This is a genomic window from Psychromonas sp. SP041, from assembly GCF_000470315.2.
Taxonomy (GTDB): domain Bacteria; phylum Pseudomonadota; class Gammaproteobacteria; order Enterobacterales; family Psychromonadaceae; genus Psychromonas.
In genome coordinates this window covers 24,899-46,162 of the sequence record NZ_CBRF02000013.1, presented here as the reverse complement: position 1 = coordinate 46,162, position 21,264 = coordinate 24,899, and the positions used below count along the sequence as shown (strand labels likewise).

General features: G+C 36.2%; 18 protein-coding genes and 1 tRNA gene. 9 read left to right on the top strand and 10 right to left on the bottom strand.

The window, feature by feature from the left end; translation table 11 throughout:
- Positions 1 to 199 precede the first annotated feature (199 nt).
- Positions 200 to 730 (top strand): hypothetical protein, encoded by a 531-nt coding sequence (locus tag SP041_RS09070; protein ID WP_137297596.1) that lies wholly within the window; start codon positions 200 to 202, stop codon positions 728 to 730.
- A 79-nt stretch (positions 731 to 809) separates the two neighbouring features.
- Here SP041_RS09070 and SP041_RS09065 read toward each other — a convergent pair whose 3' ends face one another.
- Positions 810 to 2,258, bottom strand: coding sequence for a hypothetical protein (locus SP041_RS09065; RefSeq protein WP_137297595.1), 1,449 nt, complete (start codon positions 2,256 to 2,258; stop codon positions 810 to 812).
- 99 nt (positions 2,259 to 2,357) lie between these two features.
- Entirely contained in the window at positions 2,358 to 3,698 is a 1,341-nt protein-coding gene (locus SP041_RS09060; RefSeq protein WP_137297594.1) for a hypothetical protein, read from the bottom strand.
- A gap of 348 nt (positions 3,699 to 4,046) precedes the next feature.
- Here SP041_RS09060 and SP041_RS09055 point away from each other — a divergent pair, with 348 nt between their 5' ends.
- A complete protein-coding gene (locus SP041_RS09055; RefSeq protein ID WP_137297593.1) occupies positions 4,047 to 5,681 on the top strand; it encodes a GGDEF domain-containing protein in 1,635 nt (544 codons plus the stop codon).
- Positions 5,682 to 5,929: 248 nt separating this feature from the next.
- Here SP041_RS09055 and SP041_RS09050 read toward each other — a convergent pair whose 3' ends face one another.
- A complete protein-coding gene (locus tag SP041_RS09050) occupies positions 5,930 to 6,781 on the bottom strand; it encodes a prohibitin family protein (RefSeq protein WP_240791442.1) in 852 nt (283 codons plus the stop codon).
- 170 nt (positions 6,782 to 6,951) lie between these two features.
- Positions 6,952 to 7,803 (bottom strand): hypothetical protein, encoded by an 852-nt coding sequence (locus SP041_RS09045; RefSeq protein WP_137297591.1) that lies wholly within the window; start codon positions 7,801 to 7,803, stop codon positions 6,952 to 6,954.
- Positions 7,804 to 7,979: 176 nt separating this feature from the next.
- Here SP041_RS09045 and SP041_RS09040 point away from each other — a divergent pair.
- The 5 genes from SP041_RS09040 (at position 7,980) to SP041_RS09020 (ending at position 10,642) form a co-directional block, all read left to right on the top strand.
- Positions 7,980 to 8,057, top strand: a tRNA-Asn gene (locus SP041_RS09040).
- 59 nt (positions 8,058 to 8,116) lie between these two features.
- Complete coding sequence (locus SP041_RS09035; protein WP_205961189.1) at positions 8,117 to 8,587, top strand: aminoacyl-tRNA hydrolase; 471 nt, start codon at positions 8,117 to 8,119, stop codon at positions 8,585 to 8,587.
- 9 nt (positions 8,588 to 8,596) lie between these two features.
- Entirely contained in the window at positions 8,597 to 9,178 is a 582-nt protein-coding gene (locus SP041_RS09030) for a hypothetical protein (protein WP_137297590.1), read from the top strand.
- A gap of 189 nt (positions 9,179 to 9,367) precedes the next feature.
- Positions 9,368 to 9,739, top strand: coding sequence for a hypothetical protein (locus SP041_RS09025; protein ID WP_137297589.1), 372 nt, complete (start codon positions 9,368 to 9,370; stop codon positions 9,737 to 9,739).
- 147 nt (positions 9,740 to 9,886) lie between these two features.
- Positions 9,887 to 10,642, top strand: coding sequence for a hypothetical protein (locus SP041_RS09020; RefSeq protein WP_137297588.1), 756 nt, complete (start codon positions 9,887 to 9,889; stop codon positions 10,640 to 10,642).
- A 100-nt stretch (positions 10,643 to 10,742) separates the two neighbouring features.
- On the opposite strand, the gene SP041_RS20855 is transcribed toward SP041_RS09020, so the two are convergent.
- Positions 10,743 to 12,563, bottom strand: a complete 1,821-nt coding sequence (locus SP041_RS20855; protein ID WP_170968536.1) for an NADAR domain-containing protein — start codon at positions 12,561 to 12,563, stop codon at positions 10,743 to 10,745.
- A gap of 172 nt (positions 12,564 to 12,735) precedes the next feature.
- On the opposite strand from SP041_RS20855, the gene SP041_RS09010 reads away from it, so the two are divergent.
- A complete protein-coding gene (locus SP041_RS09010; protein ID WP_137297587.1) occupies positions 12,736 to 13,602 on the top strand; it encodes a hypothetical protein in 867 nt (288 codons plus the stop codon).
- Between the two features lie 58 nt (positions 13,603 to 13,660).
- Here the strand turns inward: SP041_RS09010 and SP041_RS09005 are convergent, their stop codons facing one another.
- The 5 genes from SP041_RS09005 to SP041_RS08985 form a co-directional block, all read right to left on the bottom strand.
- Positions 13,661 to 16,129 (bottom strand): EAL domain-containing protein, encoded by a 2,469-nt coding sequence (locus SP041_RS09005; RefSeq protein ID WP_025562852.1) that lies wholly within the window; start codon positions 16,127 to 16,129, stop codon positions 13,661 to 13,663.
- Positions 16,119 to 17,072 carry a hypothetical protein gene (locus SP041_RS09000; protein WP_025562851.1) on the bottom strand — a complete coding sequence of 318 codons (954 nt, stop codon included), beginning with the start codon at positions 17,070 to 17,072 and terminating at the stop codon, positions 16,119 to 16,121. The genes SP041_RS09005 and SP041_RS09000 overlap by 11 nt, the downstream gene beginning before the upstream one ends.
- Before the next feature lie 208 nt (positions 17,073 to 17,280).
- Positions 17,281 to 18,108 (bottom strand): hypothetical protein, encoded by an 828-nt coding sequence (locus SP041_RS08995; protein ID WP_025562850.1) that lies wholly within the window; start codon positions 18,106 to 18,108, stop codon positions 17,281 to 17,283.
- Positions 18,109 to 18,123: 15 nt separating this feature from the next.
- Positions 18,124 to 19,020, bottom strand: a complete 897-nt coding sequence (locus SP041_RS08990) for a Dam family site-specific DNA-(adenine-N6)-methyltransferase (protein ID WP_025562849.1) — start codon at positions 19,018 to 19,020, stop codon at positions 18,124 to 18,126.
- Between the two features lie 287 nt (positions 19,021 to 19,307).
- Positions 19,308 to 20,213, bottom strand: coding sequence for a hypothetical protein (locus tag SP041_RS08985; RefSeq protein WP_025562848.1), 906 nt, complete (start codon positions 20,211 to 20,213; stop codon positions 19,308 to 19,310).
- Between the two features lie 153 nt (positions 20,214 to 20,366).
- Here SP041_RS08985 and SP041_RS08980 point away from each other — a divergent pair, with 153 nt between their 5' ends.
- Positions 20,367 to 21,248 (top strand): hypothetical protein, encoded by an 882-nt coding sequence (locus SP041_RS08980; protein ID WP_025562847.1) that lies wholly within the window; start codon positions 20,367 to 20,369, stop codon positions 21,246 to 21,248.
- Positions 21,249 to 21,264 lie beyond the last annotated feature (16 nt).

Sequence of the window (21,264 nt, the reverse complement as noted above, 5' to 3'; positions counted from 1 at the left end):
TAATTAGTCAAATGCAGCTTCTTTGCTGATAATCAAAGGTCAAAATCATTCCATAATTTTTAGAGAAAGTCATTACATAACCTTGTTTTAAAAGCTTTTTTGGGGTTTTGTTATTTCAACATATTATATCTTGTTTAGTTTACGAGCCTTTTTTCTGTTGTTATTATCGGTGAATAATAATAAAAAAAGAGAGGGACACATGTCCTCTGAATCACACGAGGTTAACCCTTATTACGTTAAGATGCTCAATGAGATTGAAAAAAAAGGAGGAGTTAGTGAAATACTAAAGAGCTCTCATCCTAAATTTAAAATATTAAAGACAGCAAAAGGCGCTCGAATTCAGGCTTCTTTGTCAATTGGTGGCTTAAGCAATGAGCTCCAAAGTTTTATGATCAACTCTTATAAGCCTAAAAAAAATATTAATCATGAACAAGTAAGGGATGGTGACCGATTTACATCAACATTTACTTATTTAAGAGATGTTTCAGATAATTATTTAAAAGATGCAGGATTAAATGGGGATGCAAAGGTTCATACTTCAAAACTATTTTTTGCTCCTCTTGACGAATCAAAGGAAAATTTAATTGCGCATGTAAAAGGAACTGGCTTCCCTGGTGGACCTTTCTCCAGCCCTACTGTCATAACCAAGGCTGATAGTGCACAAAAAGATGAAGGGGCAATTAGAAGGTTTTTAAATAAAGTGCTAGAACACGCGCCAAGCTTTGGATGAAATAGTGCATTTGTTACCAAAAAAATACCCTGATTAATCTCAGGGTATAGGGTAAGCAATTATGGTTAACTGACCAGGACTAGATCGCCATTGATGTATGACTTTCATCATCATATTTCGGAAGACTATCCATGAACTCATTAATTTCACCTTTGATTTCACTAATAACCCCAGGTGCTTTATACATGTTTTCCATCATAAATGTGCCATTGAAATCTGCTAATGAATTAAGCTGTTCAGCCTGTGATAAAGGCGGATGTTCAGCATCCTCATAAGCAAAAGAAAGTGTCGACATGTAATTGAAAAACGCTTCAAATTTAAGCTGGTCAGTGTTTTCCTTTCCAAGCTCAATAACGGATAAACCTTCTTCAACTTCATTAATTCGCATGACTTCTACTTTTTCTGTAATAACATCTTCGAAAGCATTACTGAAAATCACATCTTCAACTTCAAAACTATCTCCATCAACAGAAATGGTAGACAACAATGCGTCATCTTTATCAAAAAGTGAGGCGACATATTTATTTGTTGGCTCATTAAAGTCAGCTTTAACATAAAACCCATTCAGTTCCTTGAACATTTCTAGCTTGGCTTGCTCATGAAGAGAGTTAAGCATGTCAATAGGCTCATCTTGTGGATTAACACTCAGCAGCGGCGCCTGGCCAGTCATTTCAGTGATTCTGTCTACCAACATATTAAGAGAAATAAGTCTATCTACCGGCAATTTCATACCCGCTTCTGTCACCAGCTTACTATGAAACAGCTCATTAATCTTTTGACGGACTTCGTTACCTTTTTGCACTTTTTTGAGACTCATTCGGGCAAACTGTTCACTCAATTTTGCCTGTCTGTTTTCTTGAAGAGCTTTCTCTCTAGCATTGTTTTCAGCTTGCCTTGCTGCGGCATCCGCAACAGGTGTCGTAGACTCCAACAGGACAGGCTCTGAACTTAGATAGTTTTCTGAAACAAGATCTGGTCTTGCATAGTTATCAAAGTCATTACTAATTAAATACATCACTTTTTGATCATGAATAACGCGCTTAGCTCGGGTTGGTAAAGTATTGACTTCAGTAACCCCGCCGAACTTGTGTTCAGGTGATACTTTTACATGAAAGACATCAACAGAGCCCCTGATTTGTTCTTCTTTTTTCAGCATTTCTTTGACCTGAGAGTGCTCAACACCTCTGTCATAGCTAGGACTAAGACTAATTGCAGAAAACTCATTAGACGATACGCTACGGTCAAGCGCTGTAACTGAATCCAAGTTATTACTAGGAATAACAAAAGAGCGGAGCGTTTGGTCCCCTAAATAAGTAAACAAAGCGGCTTTTTCGCCTTCTGCATTTGTCAGCATTGTTGACTCTATCGGAAGAGATGTAGTAACAATGTCTTCATCCAAGTGGCCTAACTTATCATGGTTTAATGTTACATTTGAATTCACTGTTGATGCAGTGAGCCCTTCTTGTTTAAGATATTTTTTAAGGTCTGAAATACCAGTTATTTTAATTGGAAAATTTAAGCTAGGCATTTTGTTACTCCTGAATTATTTTCTACTTATTATACCTTTTTAATGAAGTTCATCAAAGGGGATTAGAAAAAATCCCCTCAACTTTTAATTCACAAATGATTACATCGAAAAAGAGGGTTCATCTATTTCGAATTTTGAAATTTCTTCAAGATGCTTATCAATCGATTGTTCTTGTTCCTCTGCATACTGAATAAATCTTTCTTTATCCCGAGGTGCCGTCATTTCTTCAGATCGAGCTTTATAATGTACCAGTTGTTTCTTATGGCCCGCGATTTGTTCATGATGATAAGCAATTTTTTCAGCGTCAGTTCGCAAGTCTTCGTCAAACTCTACTTCCACTGCTTTATAAGACCTGATCAAATCATTTATTTTGTCATTGATATTAGCTTGTATAGAGTAAACGTTGCCGCCACTTCTAGCGTCGATATTAATAGTTTCTGACTTTTCTTTGCCGCTGATAATGTCTACCATATTTATATTAACAAAATACTCAACGCCAAACTTTGGATCTTCTTTACTTTGGATGTTAGATACTTGAAAAAATACGTCGCCCATACTACATTCTGCGATGTAGTCATCACTCCATGAGCTACCAATCTTTCTTGATAGTTCGGTACATAGCTGCTCTTTTACATAAGCTGTGTCCATAGAGTCTAACTGCTTTCCATCAATGTCGTACCCAAACTTATTTAACGCCTTCTCAGCGTTCTTCTTGCTGGCATAATCTTTAGTAATATAATGCAGTGTTAGCTTGTTTCCAACAGCAACATAAGAGCTAAATGTTTGGTATCTGCCCTTGCCGTTAATAACCGCGCCTGCTGGCATATCTTGTGTTTTGAAGTAATCTGATAATGTTTCATCAGGCAATAACTTCGGTATGCCATCATCTGAAATTTCTCTTACTCTATCAGTATTGTTTTTCATTTGAGACTTACCTAGCGTTAAGTTCTGAACCATTGCGCTGGTGTACTTCTTAGCCTGTTTTACAATGTTGTCGACAACATTTTGAATGTGCTTTGAGTCTGAACTTAAAGATGAAATTAACCCATATCCCCCGCTCTTTCTAACGGCAAATAAGTAGCCCTTTTCATCACTTTCCTTAACAATAAAATCAACATCGAATACGCTGCTATTTGTAGAGAACTTCACTACCCCTGAGACAATTCCGTATTGAGTGTTTAAGTCCACTTCGAAACCCAAGTCGGTCATCTCTTTATTCAGCCGTTCGATATGATGGTCTAAATCACCTGTCATGTGAGGCTCAAGACCTTTAAAATATTTATTTGTATAACTCTCAAAGTCTTCAATCGTAATTTCAGTTGCAAACTCACTCATTCCCCCTTGGGTTATCCTGACTAAATCATCTCGACTCTTTGGTTTGCGTAGCACTAATTCTTCAATACCATTTATAGTTACAACTCTGTCTTTTAGCTCTTCCATATTAACTCCTTTTCTTTTTATTATATCACCTTAGGGTTTTAGGTCATTAATTTATTAAGGGATTCAGCGAGCACAACCCAGTGATATAATTGCATTAAACCTGTTTGACTATATGCAAGTAAAACAACATAAATTCACTTATGCTTTTATTCTTAATAGTGTATACTTATGCGCTTAAAAGTGACTGGCGATAGCGGTACGTTAACATTGGTAATGGATATTTTGTTCGTTATTCCGTTAAAGATCGTAATAATTAGTCACTCTAGTATTGTTAGTGTGGTGCCTGCTATAACAATAATAAAATTATCATAGGCACATTTCGTATTTTAACTGAAAAGTTGGGTGAAAATGACGGCAAATAATCTTATCGCAGAAAAATATTCTGAACCTAAACCGGGCGTTATTTTAAAGGGCATCTTTGAATTATTAGAGTCAATTAGAAAAAATGTTCCTAGTTTAAATCAGAGTATAAATCTCGCTTTAAATAAGTGCCTTCAATCAATTAAATCTGGTGAAACCGCCGATTTTTACTCGATACTTTCCCTCATGGCAAAAGACATCAATAAAAAGATGTCGGAAGAGTCCTTAGTGACAGAGGATGTTTTCATTACTTTGTCTTCAAAACTAAGTCTTTTTGAAAACCAGCTTTTAGGTGAAAAGGAAAAAGAACTCCTTATTTCAATCCAAAGAAAAGTAAAATCAAAAGAATCATCAATAAAGGATGGCATGCTTGCGATGGCCGAGATGTTAAACGACATTTCAGACAACTCTAAAGCACTTACATCACGCATATTTGGAGAGCAGAAGCTAAAAGACGGCATATTTTATGAGGGAACCGAAAAGGTACTCCAGGCTGATCTAGCCGTGGCCACTCGAAGACTTGGACGAGATCTAGACCGACTATCTGCAACACTGTCTCAGCAATACCCCAATGATGATGAGATAACCACCTTAAGAGGCAAAGCGATAGAGGTTAAATCATCTGAAAGCACTAAGTTTTTTGAAGCAATGGATGTACTGTCTAGAATTACGTGGGCCATTCACAGAATAAACAGCAATCGGATTAGTCAGGATAAAGAAGAATTAACATCCCTCGCAAATGCTTTTAAACAATTTGCAACCGGCTTGAGCAAAACCAAAAGCTTTAACGACGAAATTTCAGAAGAAATAAGTGCTTTTGAGTCTGACTTCGAGATGCAAATAAAAGACATTCAAAACGTGGGCAACAACGCAACAAGCATTTCTGAGATGAAGGCAAGGTTGATGGCCAATGTAGAAAAGATGCAGAAAAGAACCATTGAGTTCACTTCAAAACAACAAAGTTTGCTAGATGAGCAGAGCAAGGTAATTAAGAATCAGTCTAAGATCATTGATTCTACGAATTTAAAACTTGATGAAGCAAGTAAAGAGCTTGTAAGCGTTAAGTCGCAGACCAGCATAGATAGCTTAAGCGGCCTGGGCAATAGAAGATGTTACGATGATACGATGGCGGGAATCCAAAGGCAGTGGCGCGAACCTGAAAACAATAAGAATTTCGGCCTTATATTGATAGATATTGATTTCTTTAAAAAAATCAATGATACGCATGGGCATCAAGTTGGTGATGAGGTTATCAAGTGGCTTGGGAAAATATTAAATGTCATTAAAGTAAAAAATTCTAAATTAAAATCTTATCGGTATGGGGGAGAAGAGTTTGCGATCATTTCAGACAACGCAACCCCTAGCTTATTAATGAGTACTGCAAGATGGTTGCACAAGTTCCTTCAGGAGAAAGTGTTTACCACTTGTGGCATTACATTAAATATAACGGTATCAATCGGCGTCTCATTTTTCATTGAAAAAGATGACACCCATCAAAGTGTATTCTTTCATGCTGATAAGGCTTTATATAGAGCGAAGAACTCAGGAAGAAACCGAATTTGGGTAAGCAGAAGCAAAGAGATTGAATCTAAACTAGGCCCCCTTATCACAAAGAAGAGCTAAAACAACTTCCAGATACTCACCTTGAGAATAAAGCCCCACCTGGGGCTGAGCGACAACTATTAAATGATCTTTTAAATTCTGTGTTTCCTACACCATCTATTCTTATATGAAATAACATGTTGGACTTGTGTTTAATGCAATGGTTTTGAATGAGATTGAAGAATGCTTTGATGAGGGGGGGAATTCTCCCTGGTGAGGCCAGGGAGAGATAAATCAACCTAAGGGCGAATCATCGCCCTTTTACTAAGTTATTTTTTACGCATGTCTAAAATAGGCATATTAGAATTACCTAGCATTGTCGCTGGTAACTTTCCATCCCAATTTTGGGCTTCAGTTAGCTTAACGATCAATGGATTATTTATGAGCGCCTTAGCTTTAGCTTCAATAGACTCAGCTTCAGCTAAACCTTTAATGCGAATCGCTTCGGCTTCTGCAATCGCAACATATTTAATGCCGTCAGCAGTTGCTTTTGCTGTATTAACACTTCTTTGTGCTTCTAGATTTTGACGAGCCAACTTATGCTTTTCTGCGTCAGCAAGGTTTTTTTCAGTTTGCTTGGTTTCAATTGAAGTTAAATACTTTTTAGGCAACTTAATATCTTCAATTTGGATATTATCAACAGTTACAGGGTAACCGCTCATTTCTTCAATCAAACGTTCTTCTATGCGCTTAATTGCATACGCTCTATCTTGAATGAGTTTTTCTGCATCAAATTGAGGGATCACATCTTTAGTTGCAGATCTGAATCGTGGGTCAAGGATGCGATTTTCAAACTGGTCTAAACCGCCGTATTTTATGTACAACTCTAGTGCTGCAGATTTTTCAACGGTCCAGTTAACTGACACACTAACGGTCACCGGCATTTGTTCTTTTGTGCTTGATGACATTTTTTCTTGGTTTTTACGTGTTCTGACTTCAATTTCTTTTACAGAATCAATGAATGGGACTTTTGTATGTAAGCCGGGGTCAACTTGACTTTTAGCCTCGCTAAAGCGCATAACAATACCGACATGACCTTCATCTACTGTATAAAAACTATTATACATAATAGTAAGAGCCGTGAGGCCAGTGAATATAGACTTTAACGGGAGACTTTTCATTTTATTCAGTTTTAAATTTTCATTTTTTTCCATTGTTTTTTACCTTTTTTAAGAATTAATGCAAATAATATAACTGTTTTAATGTTTTAGTCAATATTGAATTGTGTTCTTTATTGAGTTGTGATCTTTAGTTACTTAATCGACAACTCATTATGAGCAACTAGATGACACTACTTTCTTTTGAACAGTATTTTCCTATGGATAAGGACAACAAGACATGATCCTATAAACCAGAATAAAACCGCAGCGTTAGCCAAAGCCATAAATTGCATTTTCTGACTATTAAACAGTCTAACGGCTTTCTTTGTGTCGTAAATCATCCTGTACTCACTTCCTCTTTGCGCAAAAACACTCGTGTATTTCGTTTCTGCTGTGGTCGCTACATTGGACAGCATGAATACAGGGGGAGTCGGCTTGGCTGCAAGCTCTTTATATGCAAGAACGAAGTCATTGGGTAATTCAGCAAGGTGTTTAGGGAAGTCATTGATATCACCTGAATAGCAAGTAACCTTGCCGCCCTCACAGAAAAAGTCAAAGACATGATTGTCTCCAGACATTATTTCCGCGTAAAAAGATTCATTTACTTTAACTGCTGTTTTTAAACCGGCATTTAAAATAAGGAGGTGATAAGAATAAATTAAGACTGACATGACAAGCAAAGCTGACGTAAATGAGATGGATTCAATTGTTCTCAGCTTTTTTAAGGTTGCTATCAATATAAATGAAGTTAATCCGACTACCATCGCTAATACGTATAGTATGGTGTCCATTGTTAAAAACTTTAACCTTGGGTGTTCAAACAACTCATAAAACGGGAGCTCTACCATCTTATCTAGGATGAGCATGATGACGGCGATCGAGAATGATAGAAAATAGTGTTTTTTTGTCATTTTCCCTGAAAATACGGAGACGAGACACAGTGCTATTGCCATGAATAGCAAGCCATCACTAAAGAACCCTAAGTTATAAAGCCATGTTTTATTGTCTATCATCTGGAGAAAAACGTCATTAAACCAATTCATTGTAATACCTTCTAGTTAATTTATTTATTTGTGCATTATGGTCAATTTTCCTGTGCTTTGGAAACACAATTTTTTCTTTCAATTTATGGTATTTAAAAAAGTTGTTAGTTTTCCCTCTTATTGGTATTGACTTAATTATTAATGTCGCTATATTATCTCTGTAGCAAACAAACAATGCCTCATTAACTCATTGGCAGAGTGGCGGGATTATTAACCCCGATCGGTAGCAGGTTCGAATCCTGTATGAGGCGCCAACTTTTAAATTAACACCATAGAATAGGAAATAAAATGAAACTACCATTTAGCTAACGCCGTGAAACGGATTGGACCGAAAAATGATTCTGCATCATCTGAATTAACTGCAGAGAAAATAATTGAAGCCTTCAAAAGGCCTGTTCCAGAAGAAAAATCAAACCATCTCTATATGTACGCGGTCGTTAGACGCGATCTCGAGATGCCCCCAGGTAAGTTATCTGCTCAGGCAGGCCACGCATACACAGATGCGCTAATGGTCGCACTAGAGCAATCCCCCGACGTTGTTAATAACTATCGAGACCTTGATAAAGGTGGTTCGAAAGTCACTCTCAAGTCAAAAAATACAAATCAACTTTTAACTGCATACAAAAAGCTTATCGCGCTAAATATACCTTGTGCTCTTATTGTTGATCAGCACCATATACTTCCACCACATTTCGACGGTTCCCCTGTCATTACGGCATTAGGGATAGGTCCATGCACTAAAGAGCAGTGTAGGGAAGTCACCAAGAAATTTAATTGTGTCTAGGGGGCGATGGTGAGTATCAAAATTAATAACAAGCAAGCGCTCATTAAATGCATGAAGTCTTTTGAGCAATCGAAAGGTGTTTCTATCTATGAGCATGGAGTATCTGTGTCTTCATACTACAAGGAGCTAAAATCGCATATCATTACAGGAGACGAGTTAAAGGGAAACTGGAAGCTCCCAGCATGGGTAAAAAACAAGTCTCTTTGGTCATTAACTTTACCTGATGACATGGTTGAGCAATACCATATCTTCCATGACTGCGGTAAACCTATGTGCATAACATATGACGATGAAGGGAACGTCCACTTCCCTGAACATGCTGCCACATCAAAAATCATTTGGAATTCTATAAGCAATGAAGTGGAAATAGGCGAACTCATTGGAATGGACATGGATATTCATCAATTGAAGGCAGTCGACCTGGATGCATTCTCTCAAAGAAGAGAAGCGGCTACACTGCTGTTGACAGGACTTGCAGAGATCCACTCTAATGCGGCCATGTTTGGTGGTATTGAGTCAGTGAGCTTTAAGTCTAAATATAAACACATTCTGCGGCGCGGTAATGCACTGGTGAAAATTATGAATATATAATTTAGTATTTTAAATTTAAAAAACCTCAAAATCATAAGGCGCTATAAAATAAGGCATATTCAAATAGCATAGGTTTTAATTTTTTGCTTTTTAATATGGCATATGTGTTAAAAGTAATATAGTATGTCGCCATAATTAATCAGGGCACTCTACGAGTGTCCTTTTGCTTGCCTATTTAAAGAGAAAATTATGAGCAACGATGTAATAACTGATTTAAAAAAAGAAGAAATATTCCAAGACCTAAATAACCAACTGACTATTTTAGTGAATGATGTGGGCGCAATAAACGAAGAACTAAGAAATTTAGATACTGGCGGCCCAGACACTGTCGAGCAAGCTCAAGCTATTGAAGAAAGAAATTCTTTGATCGCAAAATCAAACCATAAAAAAATATCTATCGATGCGATTAGAAATACGATAACAAATTTCGACGACTTTGGCTTATGTAAAGATTGTTTTGGTGATATCGAACACAAACGCCTTCTAAATAATCCTACTGCAGCTCGCTGTCTTGTTTGCCAAGAAATCGAAGAGATAAAAATAAAGCAAGGTCGTAAATAAATTAAAATTGTATAGTTGTACGATCCTATGACTGAATTCGTACAACTATCCATTTCCTATACTAATATTCTATCTTTACCAAATACTTGGCACCTACTATACTTGTTATACAATCCTCAATACTAAATCGTTAAAAAGAGATACTTAATGCAAAACAAATATAACGCAAGTGTTCACAATGACTCTCGACCTAATGTTGGAGTGACCGTCGTTCCTTTAATTTACAATGAAGAAACCTGCGAAATTGAAACGCTTATTTATACTCGTGAAAAAACTGCTGAAGTATTTCCTAATAAGATATCACTACCAAATGGCTTTTATGATAGACAGCTCGTTAAATCTTCTGATGAAGCAGCTAAAATCGCCCTTAAGAGCAAAGTGAATGCTGTGCTTCCATACATTGAGCAATTATACACTTTCTCCGGTGATTACATCGATCCGCTTAGAATCAATACAGTTAACATTTGTTATATCTCTATTCTAAAGAAGCAAGACATCAATATAATTTCCTCTGAAAATGACGAGTCCGCATCTAAGTGGATGTCAGTGAGTGAGTTACTGGAAATAGATTCAGATGCATTTGCCTTTAATCATCATGAAGTACTTACTGTTGCTTATGAAAGACTGAAGTCAAAAGCTGAGCATTCGCCAGTTGTATTAAAGATGCTTCCAACGCACTTTACTATCCCTACTTTAAAAACGTTGGTGGAAGTCCTGGTTGGAGAACCAATTAACGATAGTCGTTTTAGAGACCGTGTTAGAAAACGAAACTTAGTAGAGGCAGTTATTGTTGACGGTAAACCACTCAAAGGGATACCAGGCAATGCAGGCGGGTCACCACCTAATATCTATCAGCTAAACGAAGAATTTGCAGGCTCTTTTTTCCCAAAAAGCCTTTACTAATAAATCTTGAATACGCGGTTTAGTGTGTATCGACATTAGCCTTCTTTCCTATGGTGAGAAGGCTTTTTAATGCATTCTTTTGGCGATGACAATAGCGTTTTCATATCAACATTATTTGTTTACCCTTCCCTCCAACGTTAAAAAGATTAAGTTCAATTGCCTCAGACAACAATCGTTGTCCGACGGGGCATAAGATGGCTGGATTGCTTTTGATGTGATCTCTGGCCAGCTCAAGCACTTTCCCCAACAAATTAAGCCCTTTCCACTTATTCCTGTTAAAGATATTTTTGTTGCTTGCCCCCATCTTAACTCCCCAGATAGCATCATATTTACTGGCCTCAACCATTGTTCTATTTCCAGAGTGGAGTAAAGGCTGCAACAAGTATGGGTTTTGACTATATTTTAAAATAGAACCTTTGAGAACAATATCTTCTCGGCTTTCAATCCACTTAGCTTCGTCCCAACTTAATCCAGGTACATCAGAACAAATTAACCTGCCAATCCTTTTACATTCTTTTGGATCGCCATTTTTTACATTCAGCACCTCAAAGGCCCTTCCTGTATCGCCCATTAAGAGTGCTTTGTGGTACATCATATATTGCTCTATGTTATTAAACTTAATGCCGTCTTCTACAATGAGAGAATAGTGCCAGTTACTAAAGGGGTCCTCTTGCCCAAAAAACAAAACAAACTGGTCGTTATGTTCAAGCTGGAAAACATAGTCTCTCATAGACAGTTTTTCATCTGCATATGCCTGTGCTCCCCGGTATAAAACAAGTTTAGGTGGCACAGTATACTTCATCTCACTTTTGATGATGTTTGAAATGGTTATCCAGCACCCGTTAGCCAGCCCTGAACCTATTTGGGGAACTGTAACGCTTCTTCTTTTGAAGTCCCTTGATATGGCTTTAAAGACCTTTCTGATAGCTTTGTAGTCTGAATAAAGTACATTAGGGTCTCTACCATATGTTTTTTGAATATAAGCATTGATTATTGTCATTTTGCGCCCATTAACAATGACATCAACGCTGGTGTAGGTGCCCAGCTTACGACTACTGCCCTTTGAGGTTTTCTGGTCTGCACTATAAGCTTCTGGGAAAGCTTCAAACAAAGACTTAGCAAACCCTGAACCCTTAACATTAAATATGTTGCATCCATGTACCAAAACGTCGACTTCGCCGCGTTTTGCCATGCTAATCAAGTCGCCTTCTAACCAGTCTTCTATACCGATGTGGTTGTGGTACCAATTATTTGCAAAAGAGCCCGCATCAATACCATATTTATCTAGCATTTCTGCTTCTACTTTGGTGATCCAGCTTTCAATTCTTGATGAGTGTTCTGGATGAGACAAATTAAACACCGGGATATTGTAATCACAAGCTATTCTAATTGCCTGCCCTGTCCCACCTGTTCTTGATGTTGTTGACGACAAATTAAATGCACCATCATCTGTGTCGGCTATAATGAATTTAGCGCGCTTAGATAAACAAATACCAAGTACCTGCATCGCATTTCTTGCCATTAACAGCCTCTCTTGACTTGATAGATAGATCCAACCCTGATGATATTTGCTGCTAAGGTCCTCGGAATTTTCATTTAAGAAGCAGGTAATGCCATTGCCAGACTCCCTTCCACTGAATCCTTTCCATGGCAAAAAAATTGTCATCATTCGTTCCTGTATATCAATAGGAAGTTCTATGTATTGTGATAAGAACGCTATTGCACATCGATAACCATATTCAAAGGCCGTGTCAGAACCATCCGCTGCACCTGACCTCAAGTGATATCCAGAAAGTGCCATGGCGAATCCTGCTTTAAACATAATAAAGGATCTGTTCTTACATACTGCTCTAGAACCAATGCCTGCTAAGTCGCCTTTCGTGCCAAGCATTGAAATATCAAAGTCGTAAATAGAGCTCATTCTTTGGTCCTTAAATTAGTAAAAAGAGGAGAGGCATACAAAACATAGTATAACCAATTTTATGTTTATTGTCGATAACAAGAGCTTTTGGAATTACTTTATTGTAATTATATTGACTTTGTATCGAAGTGATACTAACCTATCAAAAAGCAACAGTTTAAGGCGATAAACAATGATAAATAACAAAAAAGTAGCGCTAGTCATCATTGATCCACAATATGACTTTCATGATGTACCTGAAAATCTTAAAGCGGTAACACTTATTAACGACAAGCCAAGCACTGTAGAACCATCTCTTGCTATTCCTGGCTCTTGGGATGACTCTCTTCGCCTATCAAGTTTTATTGATAAATTCCGTGCTAGCATCAATAGTGTTTTCGTCACATTAGACACTCATCAGTTGTATCATATCGCGAGCCCGATGTACTGGAGCGATGTTGATGGTAATCACCCTGAACACTTTACTCTTATTAGTCACGACGATGTTCTGACAGGAAAATGGTTTCCGACTAACAAAGATAAGCTAAGCCATGCACTGAGCTATACACAATACCTAAGTGAAAATAACAAACAGCCTCTGATTATTTGGCCTCCTCATTGCCTACTGGGTACTCCTGGACACAATATTGTCGCACCGGTAATGGAATCGATTCTATCCTGGGAAAAACACCATTTTTCGGCAACTACGACGATATTTAAAGGTACTAATCCAGATACCGAGCATTATGATGGCTGTGAAGCGGAATATCCAATAGCTGAAGACACATCTACTTTGCTTAATATGGACTTTATCAACAGTGTTGATGAACATGAGCTTATTATTCTTTCTGGACAAGCGCTATCTCATTGTTTATCTGGCACCGTTCAGAAAATAGTTGATAACGTAAGCCCAAGCAAGATAAGTAGTTTTGTTTTGCTGGTGGACACCTCAAGTGCCGTTACTGGGTTTGAAGAGCAAGGCCAATGCTTTTTAGATAAGATGGTTAAACTAGGTATGCGAGTGGAAACAACAACGGAATTTCTTGAGACTTTAGATTAATTTAAACTCATTGCCTTTCCTCTAAAGCACAAACTGTACTTTAGAGGAAATTAAAGTGTTATAAGTTAAGTCTGTTTTTTATATTGTAGTCAAAATACCTACTTATTTTGAAGCTCTCTACTGGGAGCGCCAAACATTTACCAGATAAGTCCTCTGCGCCACACTTAGTTATCTTCCTAGCCAGGTCTATGTCATCTATGTCGCTAAATGATAGATCAATTCCGAAATCTTTATATGTTTTATAGGTATGCGTAATAACACTGTTATTTTCCTCACAATTAATAATGTCTTTTATATTTTCAACGCTTAATATTACTTTATTGATCTTGTATTTTAATAGACCGATTAATGAAGGAGAATTAAAAGAAAAGTTTTGGTTACATAGACCTAGGTTAAAGTCACTATCAACAATATGTTGAATATTCGCGTTAATCACATCGCTTTCAGATTCAAATATCTTGGGATCTACTAAGATATTTATTTGCTTATGGACAACTGAGTTCTGTTTGGCCATTTGAATTAGGTCATTAAAAAAATTGCTTGAAGACATTTGAATTTGGGTGACAGTTATAAAAACCTGGAGCTTCCTATATCCACTTTTGCTCCATTCATTAATTTCTCTTAAAGATTCACAAATAAAAGAATTTTGGACCTGCTGATCCATTCTTAAGTCTTCTAGAATAGGCATAAATTCATCTGGGCTAACTTGCCCATAAATACTGTGATTCCAAATAGGGTAAACTCTGACGCCTGTCATGATACTTTTCTTTGCTGAAAATATTGGCTGGTACAACAGGCTGAACTCGTCATTTTTAAATGAATCTAATATTTCAAACTTAAGATCATTCTCTCTGGCTATGCTCTGAGAGACAATATAATCGAATTCCTGTATTTTACGGTTGTTTTTAACAGAAAATTCAATCGTTCTATTTAATTTAGAATAATAGGTCTGCTTTATTTCTGACTTAAAATCCAACTTTGACCACGCGCAAAAACAAGATGTTCTAAAATGAAAGTTGTTTTCATACCTGTCTTGCGAGATTGTATTCACTATGGTTTTAATTAATAAATGAAAATGCTCTGGGTGCTCAGTCTCCATTAAAACTGAGAAAGTCTCAGAAGACGTCTTATAGATAGTGGCACTGCCAAGCTCTAATAAATTGTAATCAAATACTAAATCACTCATCTCGTTTGAAATCTGGCTGTATACTGAGTTAGTTTGCGACATTAACGTCATGACTGCCTTGGACATGCCGGGTGATGGCTGAATATAAAAAAGAGCTAGATATATATTTTCATCTTTATTTCTATCATGAGTTTCGATATTACTTTTTAATTCTTTATCATTAGGTAAGTTTGTCGAACTATCTCTTCTCTCAAGGTTGTGCAGATACATCGACTTTCTTTTTACATTTGATTCTAGAGCCTGAATGTTTTTAATGAGACTTATGTGTTTTTTTGTACTAACAGGCATCACGATATTTGGGGAATTAAAGTCTGAAAATTGGTCTGAGTGAAGCTGTGTTATTTGTTTTATACAAATATTAAGTAGGTCAATATTTTTATCAATATAAATCTTTTTAATGACATAAAACAGACCTAAAAAAATAAGTACTACTAACAAACAAAAAAAAGCTACATTTAAGGCCATCATGTTTTTTGCGCTATGTCCCTTATACTCTTCAACATAGAGCAACTTAACCTTAGGACTGATTTCTATCGAACAAATAACCATGTGATTATTCTTTAGGGTGTTTATCAATTCCTTATTGGAGTCAATGCCTTCTCTTTCCGCCCTATTCAAACGGAAAAGATTTTCTTCACCTTTCAAAATTTCAATAGCTTCATTAATTATTTTATTTTCTGCAGCACCGATCTCTTTTTCAATTTCATATTGATCTGATAGAACAATTAAAGAAGCTGAGCTGTGTTTTATAGATGAATAATAACCATCTATATCCAATTCTCTGTAGACCTGGAAATATGCTCCAGTATTGATTGGAGTCAGCGATTCGTTGGATAGATATATTTTTGCCATCAATATTATTTTCTCAGTAGAAACTCCCTTTAGTACATTGAAATTAATAACAGATTGATTCTCTATGTAACTGAAGGAATCTAATCTTTTATACTTTTCTTTAATATATTCTCTCGAAAATGAATCTATTTCTAGCTCGCCTTTGTTGTATAGCGAAACTCTAGAAATTTCACCAAAGTGACTAGTAATATCAGACATCTTTGCCGAGACTATAGAGTAAAGAAAAGCAAACCTTTGATTGCCATATTTTTCATACTCCCTATATTCAGTAAATTCAGAGATCCTTAAGCTCTCAACGGCAATCATTGATATTTTACTTCTTACTGAGGTTGAGATCGAATCCATTACTCGTTCTGATAAGGATAGTTGTTTTATTTCAGTTATGTTTTTCTTGTATTGATAAACAAAATGAAACATGGATAGAAATATTACGCCTGACACAAGACAAAGGATAAGGTAAGGACTCATTTTATTTACTTTAATTATCAATTGAATTACCTATTATTTTTGCCTGTATTTTTCTAATAAGGACTCTATCTGTGAGATTAACTGGTTGAATTTGCATCTCTGGTCGATATGAGTTTGAAATTCCTAATAAATCATTTTTCTCATAGATTAACCCTGGGATAGATGAATACTTTAAGGTTGACTCAAACCGTAAAACTCTAGCACTAGACATAAAGGCAATAAACGACCGGCACAACTCTACATCTCTTGAGTGGCCCAATATAACCCAGTTCTTTGACCATCCATACCGCTTCCCTTTAGGGATGTAAAAGCGAAATTCTTTGTGCAATGATGATGATTTTTTAGCTTCTTCATTATCTGTAAGTGAATAAATGATTTTGTTATTATAGAGATTGCGTATATCTTTTGATTTTGATGAGGATGGAAGTCTAAAGCGACATGTATTAAATACATTATCCCTTACTTTCACCATATCACTTTCTGTTGGTTCGTATTTTCCAGACGCCAGAACAGTGTTAACCAGCCCATTATTTGTTATTTTTATTCTGCCTTTTAATCCTTCACAGAGCATAAACGCTTGAGCCCAGCTAATATTAGGCATACTTGTTCTTTTCATAATCCCATACAGACCGGCTTTCCATACTTTTATCCTGCCATCCTTAAGCATTTCAGGCACAGAGTCGATCCATCCTTGCCACTCTAAGTTTTTAAGGTTTATGCCAGACTCATAAATAATATCGTATCCATATCCATCTGATTTAAGAAGCCGATCGTGCATCTCATTTTCATTCGACTCAAAAGTCACTTTAATGTTAACTTTTAATATTTTTTCTGCAAAATCAATAATACCTGTTGAAAAATCGCCTTTCTGAGCGAGAATATTTATTGATGGGTAGTTTTCTTCGACAGTATTTCCCCAGGAAAAAGGTGTCAAAAAACATAAGATAAGTAGTACTTTATTCATTCTATAATTACTTTTATTTTAAAGGCTGGAATATCCTTTTTAATTTGCTCACAAAAAGCGGCACAGTATGTATACACTGAAGTGTATTTGCAAGTATAAGAGTTTTTTAGATATGATTCAGAGGGAGTTACAGGTTTTTGTTGGATTAAAATTAATTATAATCCAACATAAATTTGTTAAGTAATCATAACAAGTCTATTAATATAAATTAATAAGCTAGTTCAGGCTCTACAGGAGTTAGTTCAATTACCTTATCAATACTAATTGCATCAACATCGAACATGACGTAAAAGTCATCCTCCTCAATATAAGCACCAACAGGCGTTTCTTCTTTAAATATCCGTGATACTGCATGAAAAAAAGTATTGTTAAGTGTCTCGATGCCTCCGTTGGTATAACTTACTGATGAACCCTCCCATACTGCCATCAAAAATTGCCAGCCGTGATCGGATTTGTTTCTAGCATACTCAATGATTCCAGATGGCCCCCCATTTTCAAATATTCTCGATGCAGGATCTTCAACAAGCTTGATATCTTGCATTTCCTGCTCCCAGTCATCGGGGTCTAGGTCTGTCGGATCACAGTCATCCGCTCTAATGTCGTAAGCAGAAAAAAGATTTACAACCTCACTGGCTTCAATCTCTTCACCATCTTCTAGCCTAGTCTTTATTGATTGTGTCAATTGATCAAAGTTAGTTTCCCAGTCCTGACCGCGAATACTATCGACAACATTTTCTACTGCTATTTCCCAGTTTCTCTCACTCATTTCCTCAACATCAATATTATTTAATAAGTCTTCTTCCTCAGCATCGACAGAAAAAAAGTACAAATACCCATCTGGCCCAGAATATCTTTGTGCAGCTTCAATGGCGGCACTTCTAGTATTTGGGTCGTCCATGGAAAAACAATAGACACCTGGCCCTCTCGCATCAATACCATTGTCGACAAATTCATTACTTAATACATTATTATTTTTTGTATGATCAAAAAGCTGAAATTTAGTTAGCTTTTGTTTTGAACCATGAACAAATTGCATAAATATCTACCTTTATTATTTGATTTTTTTAGCAAGGGCGGATCTTTTCTTCATCGTTTTTTTCCAGTCAGAGCCTTCTGGGTACATGTCTGGGAGCTCGGCATTTTTCCAAGCAAAAACTTCCTTAAATTCTTTTCTAGATTCAGACGAAGCCCCTACCGTGTGTTTTTTAAGCACAATCTGAGTTTTAAATCCAAGTCGCTTGAGGTTTTTAATAATCTCTGGGTCTGCAGTATTCGTATAGAGAACCGGCCCTTTTAGTTTCGCTGCCCACTCAATTGACTCTAATTGGTCTTCCCAAGTGAACTTACATAGGCCGTAATCGAATGAGGTGCCGTAATATGGAGGGTCAATCACCCATGTAGTATCTTCAGGCATGATTTCAACAGGGATGTCTCTAAAGTCACAAGATAGAAATTCAATGTTTTGAATCGCATCCTGTTCGTTTAGAAAGTGCTCTTTGTATTGAAGGTTTTTATAGCTACCAAACGGGGTATTATAAAATCCTTTTCTGTTGAATCTCATAAGTCCGTTGTAGCAGGTTTTATTTAAGTAATAATACAACTTTGCAGCGGCTTCAGAGTCGTCTTTGCCCTCACGAATAAGATGATTAAAACGATCTCTAGCCATATAATAATATTCAGAATTATTATTAGTTGGCATATCGATAATAAGGCCTGTTCTTACTTTATTGTAAAAATTAACAAGATGAATATTGGTGTCAAATGCATAGGCTTTTTGGGGGGAGCAGGCCAATATACTAGCTATTCCTCCTGCAAAAGGTTCAACAAGAACCGAAGACCCATTCTTTTTCCAGAACTCATAAATAAAATCTCTGGCCCATCTTTTTCCGCCAACCTGTTTAAGCATTGGCTCTTGAAACTTGTTTCTCACAATATTGCTATCATTCATGTTTTTATTTGAGCAAAAGCAATATTTACCATGATTATAGTAATGATCACCAACCCTTCCTCTATTTAAAGTTTTATGTATGCGAATTTTAGTTATGCCAAAGTCACAATAAACTACTTAATACGCGATATTTGCCATTATATCGAATAATACTATATTATGTATCATATTTTATTGAACAGGCTAAAAATCTAATTTGGCTTTAAATAAATTGAGGTACGTGAAGAAGATAGGGGGAAGAGGTTAATTGCCACCCTAAAGGGAAGCAATTTTAAAAGAAGTTCGTATTAATGATATTTAGTTATGTCACCCTTTGCAATAAGGGAAAAATCAATTCCTTTTAATAGTTTAATTAAGGTTAGGATAGATTCTTTATCAACAGAAGTCATCGCACCCTCTTGCGAGTTAAAAGCACTTTCAATCAGCTCAATTCTTCTTTCAACATCAATTTCATTAGCAGTGAAATGACCAAGAATTATAAATTCTTGAATTAGACCCATTACCCACCACTTGTAGTCTTTTACAACCTGGCTGGCATTATTAGACGTAACTAACTTAATTTTCTTTAATACTGCAGAAAGGTCTATAGGCGACATTTCCATAACTCTTCTTTCGAGACCTGCGATGTCAGTAGCATGTGCTTGTTTTATTTTTTCATCACTTAAAAAACTACTGTCTTTCATTACATCATTAAACATCTTTATTTCAGACTGGATATCTTTTTTAAAGATAAACCTCGGGAACTCAGAAATTGAATGATTATGAACTTTAGCACCAATTTTTTGAGCTAAACTTAAGAATATAGCAATCGGCGCCCTACTCATCGGGCCATAAGGTGCTGGGTCAGGAAGTAGACTAGGGAGAGGAAGTAACACTGCAAGTTCGCCTATTTTATCAAGGGATAAATTAGAGAAATCCACAATTGTAATTCCTGAAGCGCTTAGATAATCCAAGCTAATTCCATTAATTTCTTTACCTAGATCGTGCCTTGCTCCTGAACAAGTGATAATTGTCATTTTTGATTTTGTGATTTCAACAAGAGATATATTATCTTTGTTTTTTATTATTTCATCTGCTCTCATTAAGTCCTTCTTAGCTTCGAAAAGTGTATTTAATAATAAATATAGAATACAATGACCTACCTTAAAAGTAAATAAAGAAGTAATGTTGACATTTTCGGAAATTAAAGACATTAAAAAACATCCACACCTCATTGCCTTAGGCCACTACAACGTCTTTATTTTATAAAATAAAATATCACCAATATATGTGATTTTATATAAATACTTAATCATGATATTGTATGTGTCAATTACCCCTCAACATATATAAAAGTGAATTATTTAGTGATAAAGTCTTTGTTCCTCTTACTCATACCCTTCATCCCTCAGTCATTGTTTGCAGAAGAATCCAACTTAAGTGAATCTACACAAATCATATTCCCGGCATTTGAAGGGGAAATTCCTAACGAAAGCAAATACGTCAAAGATGTTCTTCGTTTAGCTGCGTCTAAATCAGGTGTCGAACAGCTACCTAAGCCATCAAGCAAAAGGTTTAATAATGACCTGTCCGCGTCTCTATCGCTAATTGAAGGCGATGACATCACCATTATGTGGAGTGGTTCTAACAGGGATATGGAATCATCAGCAAGGGCAATCTACTTCCCAATTTATAGGGGACTTTTAGGGTATAGAGCGGTGCTCACAAGTAAACATTTATCAAAATACATATGTAACTCTAGAGAGCTAAGAGATCTAACTGAATTCACTTTTGGAGTAGGATATGGTTGGACTGAAACTCAAGTATACGCCGATCACGGATTCTCAACTGTTCGATTAAATGAAAATCCATTATTCGAACTGACATCGTTAGGAAAAATTGATATTCTTACAAGAAGCATTTTCGAGTCTAAGGTTCTTGAAAAGCAACGTATCACTCAGAACGAAGAGCTAGTTGAGTGCAATAACTTAAATATATTTTACCCTCACTACCTCTATTTTTATGTAAATAAAAGCAATGAAAAGCTATATCAAACTATAAAAAAAGGACTTGAAATATCTATGTCTGACGGCTCTTTCCAAAAACTATTTTCGTCTACAATTAAAAACTCTGGGATTGAAGAGTCAATTAAAAATCGAAGTAATAATTTGATTAGAATAAGAAATAAATTTTTATCTAGTGAGAGCAAAAAAATAAAAAGAAACCTTCTATTTAGACTAGGCAAATAATTGACCTCAGATACAA

Excerpts from the sequence above, each read along its gene's own strand:
- SP041_RS08985 (WP_025562848.1), bottom strand. The coding sequence starts at position 20,213 with ATGTCTTTAATTTCCGAAAATGTCAACATTACTTCTTTATTTACTTTT.
- SP041_RS08990 (WP_025562849.1), bottom strand. The coding sequence starts at position 19,020 with ATGAATGATAGCAATATTGTGAGAAACAAGTTTCAAGAGCCAATGCTT.
- SP041_RS09055 (WP_137297593.1), top strand. The coding sequence starts at position 4,047 with ATGACGGCAAATAATCTTATCGCAGAAAAATATTCTGAACCTAAACCG.
- SP041_RS09070 (WP_137297596.1), top strand. The coding sequence starts at position 200 with ATGTCCTCTGAATCACACGAGGTTAACCCTTATTACGTTAAGATGCTC.
- SP041_RS20855 (WP_170968536.1), bottom strand. The coding sequence starts at position 12,563 with ATGAGCTCTATTTACGACTTTGATATTTCAATGCTTGGCACGAAAGGC.
- SP041_RS09050 (WP_240791442.1), bottom strand. The coding sequence starts at position 6,781 with ATGAAAAGTCTCCCGTTAAAGTCTATATTCACTGGCCTCACGGCTCTT.
- SP041_RS09065 (WP_137297595.1), bottom strand. The coding sequence starts at position 2,258 with ATGCCTAGCTTAAATTTTCCAATTAAAATAACTGGTATTTCAGACCTT.
- SP041_RS08995 (WP_025562850.1), bottom strand. The coding sequence starts at position 18,108 with ATGCAATTTGTTCATGGTTCAAAACAAAAGCTAACTAAATTTCAGCTT.
- SP041_RS09000 (WP_025562851.1), bottom strand. The coding sequence starts at position 17,072 with ATGAATAAAGTACTACTTATCTTATGTTTTTTGACACCTTTTTCCTGG.
- SP041_RS09020 (WP_137297588.1), top strand. The coding sequence starts at position 9,887 with ATGCAAAACAAATATAACGCAAGTGTTCACAATGACTCTCGACCTAAT.
- SP041_RS09010 (WP_137297587.1), top strand. The coding sequence starts at position 12,736 with ATGATAAATAACAAAAAAGTAGCGCTAGTCATCATTGATCCACAATAT.
- SP041_RS09045 (WP_137297591.1), bottom strand. The coding sequence starts at position 7,803 with ATGAATTGGTTTAATGACGTTTTTCTCCAGATGATAGACAATAAAACA.
- SP041_RS09025 (WP_137297589.1), top strand. The coding sequence starts at position 9,368 with ATGAGCAACGATGTAATAACTGATTTAAAAAAAGAAGAAATATTCCAA.
- SP041_RS09060 (WP_137297594.1), bottom strand. The coding sequence starts at position 3,698 with ATGGAAGAGCTAAAAGACAGAGTTGTAACTATAAATGGTATTGAAGAA.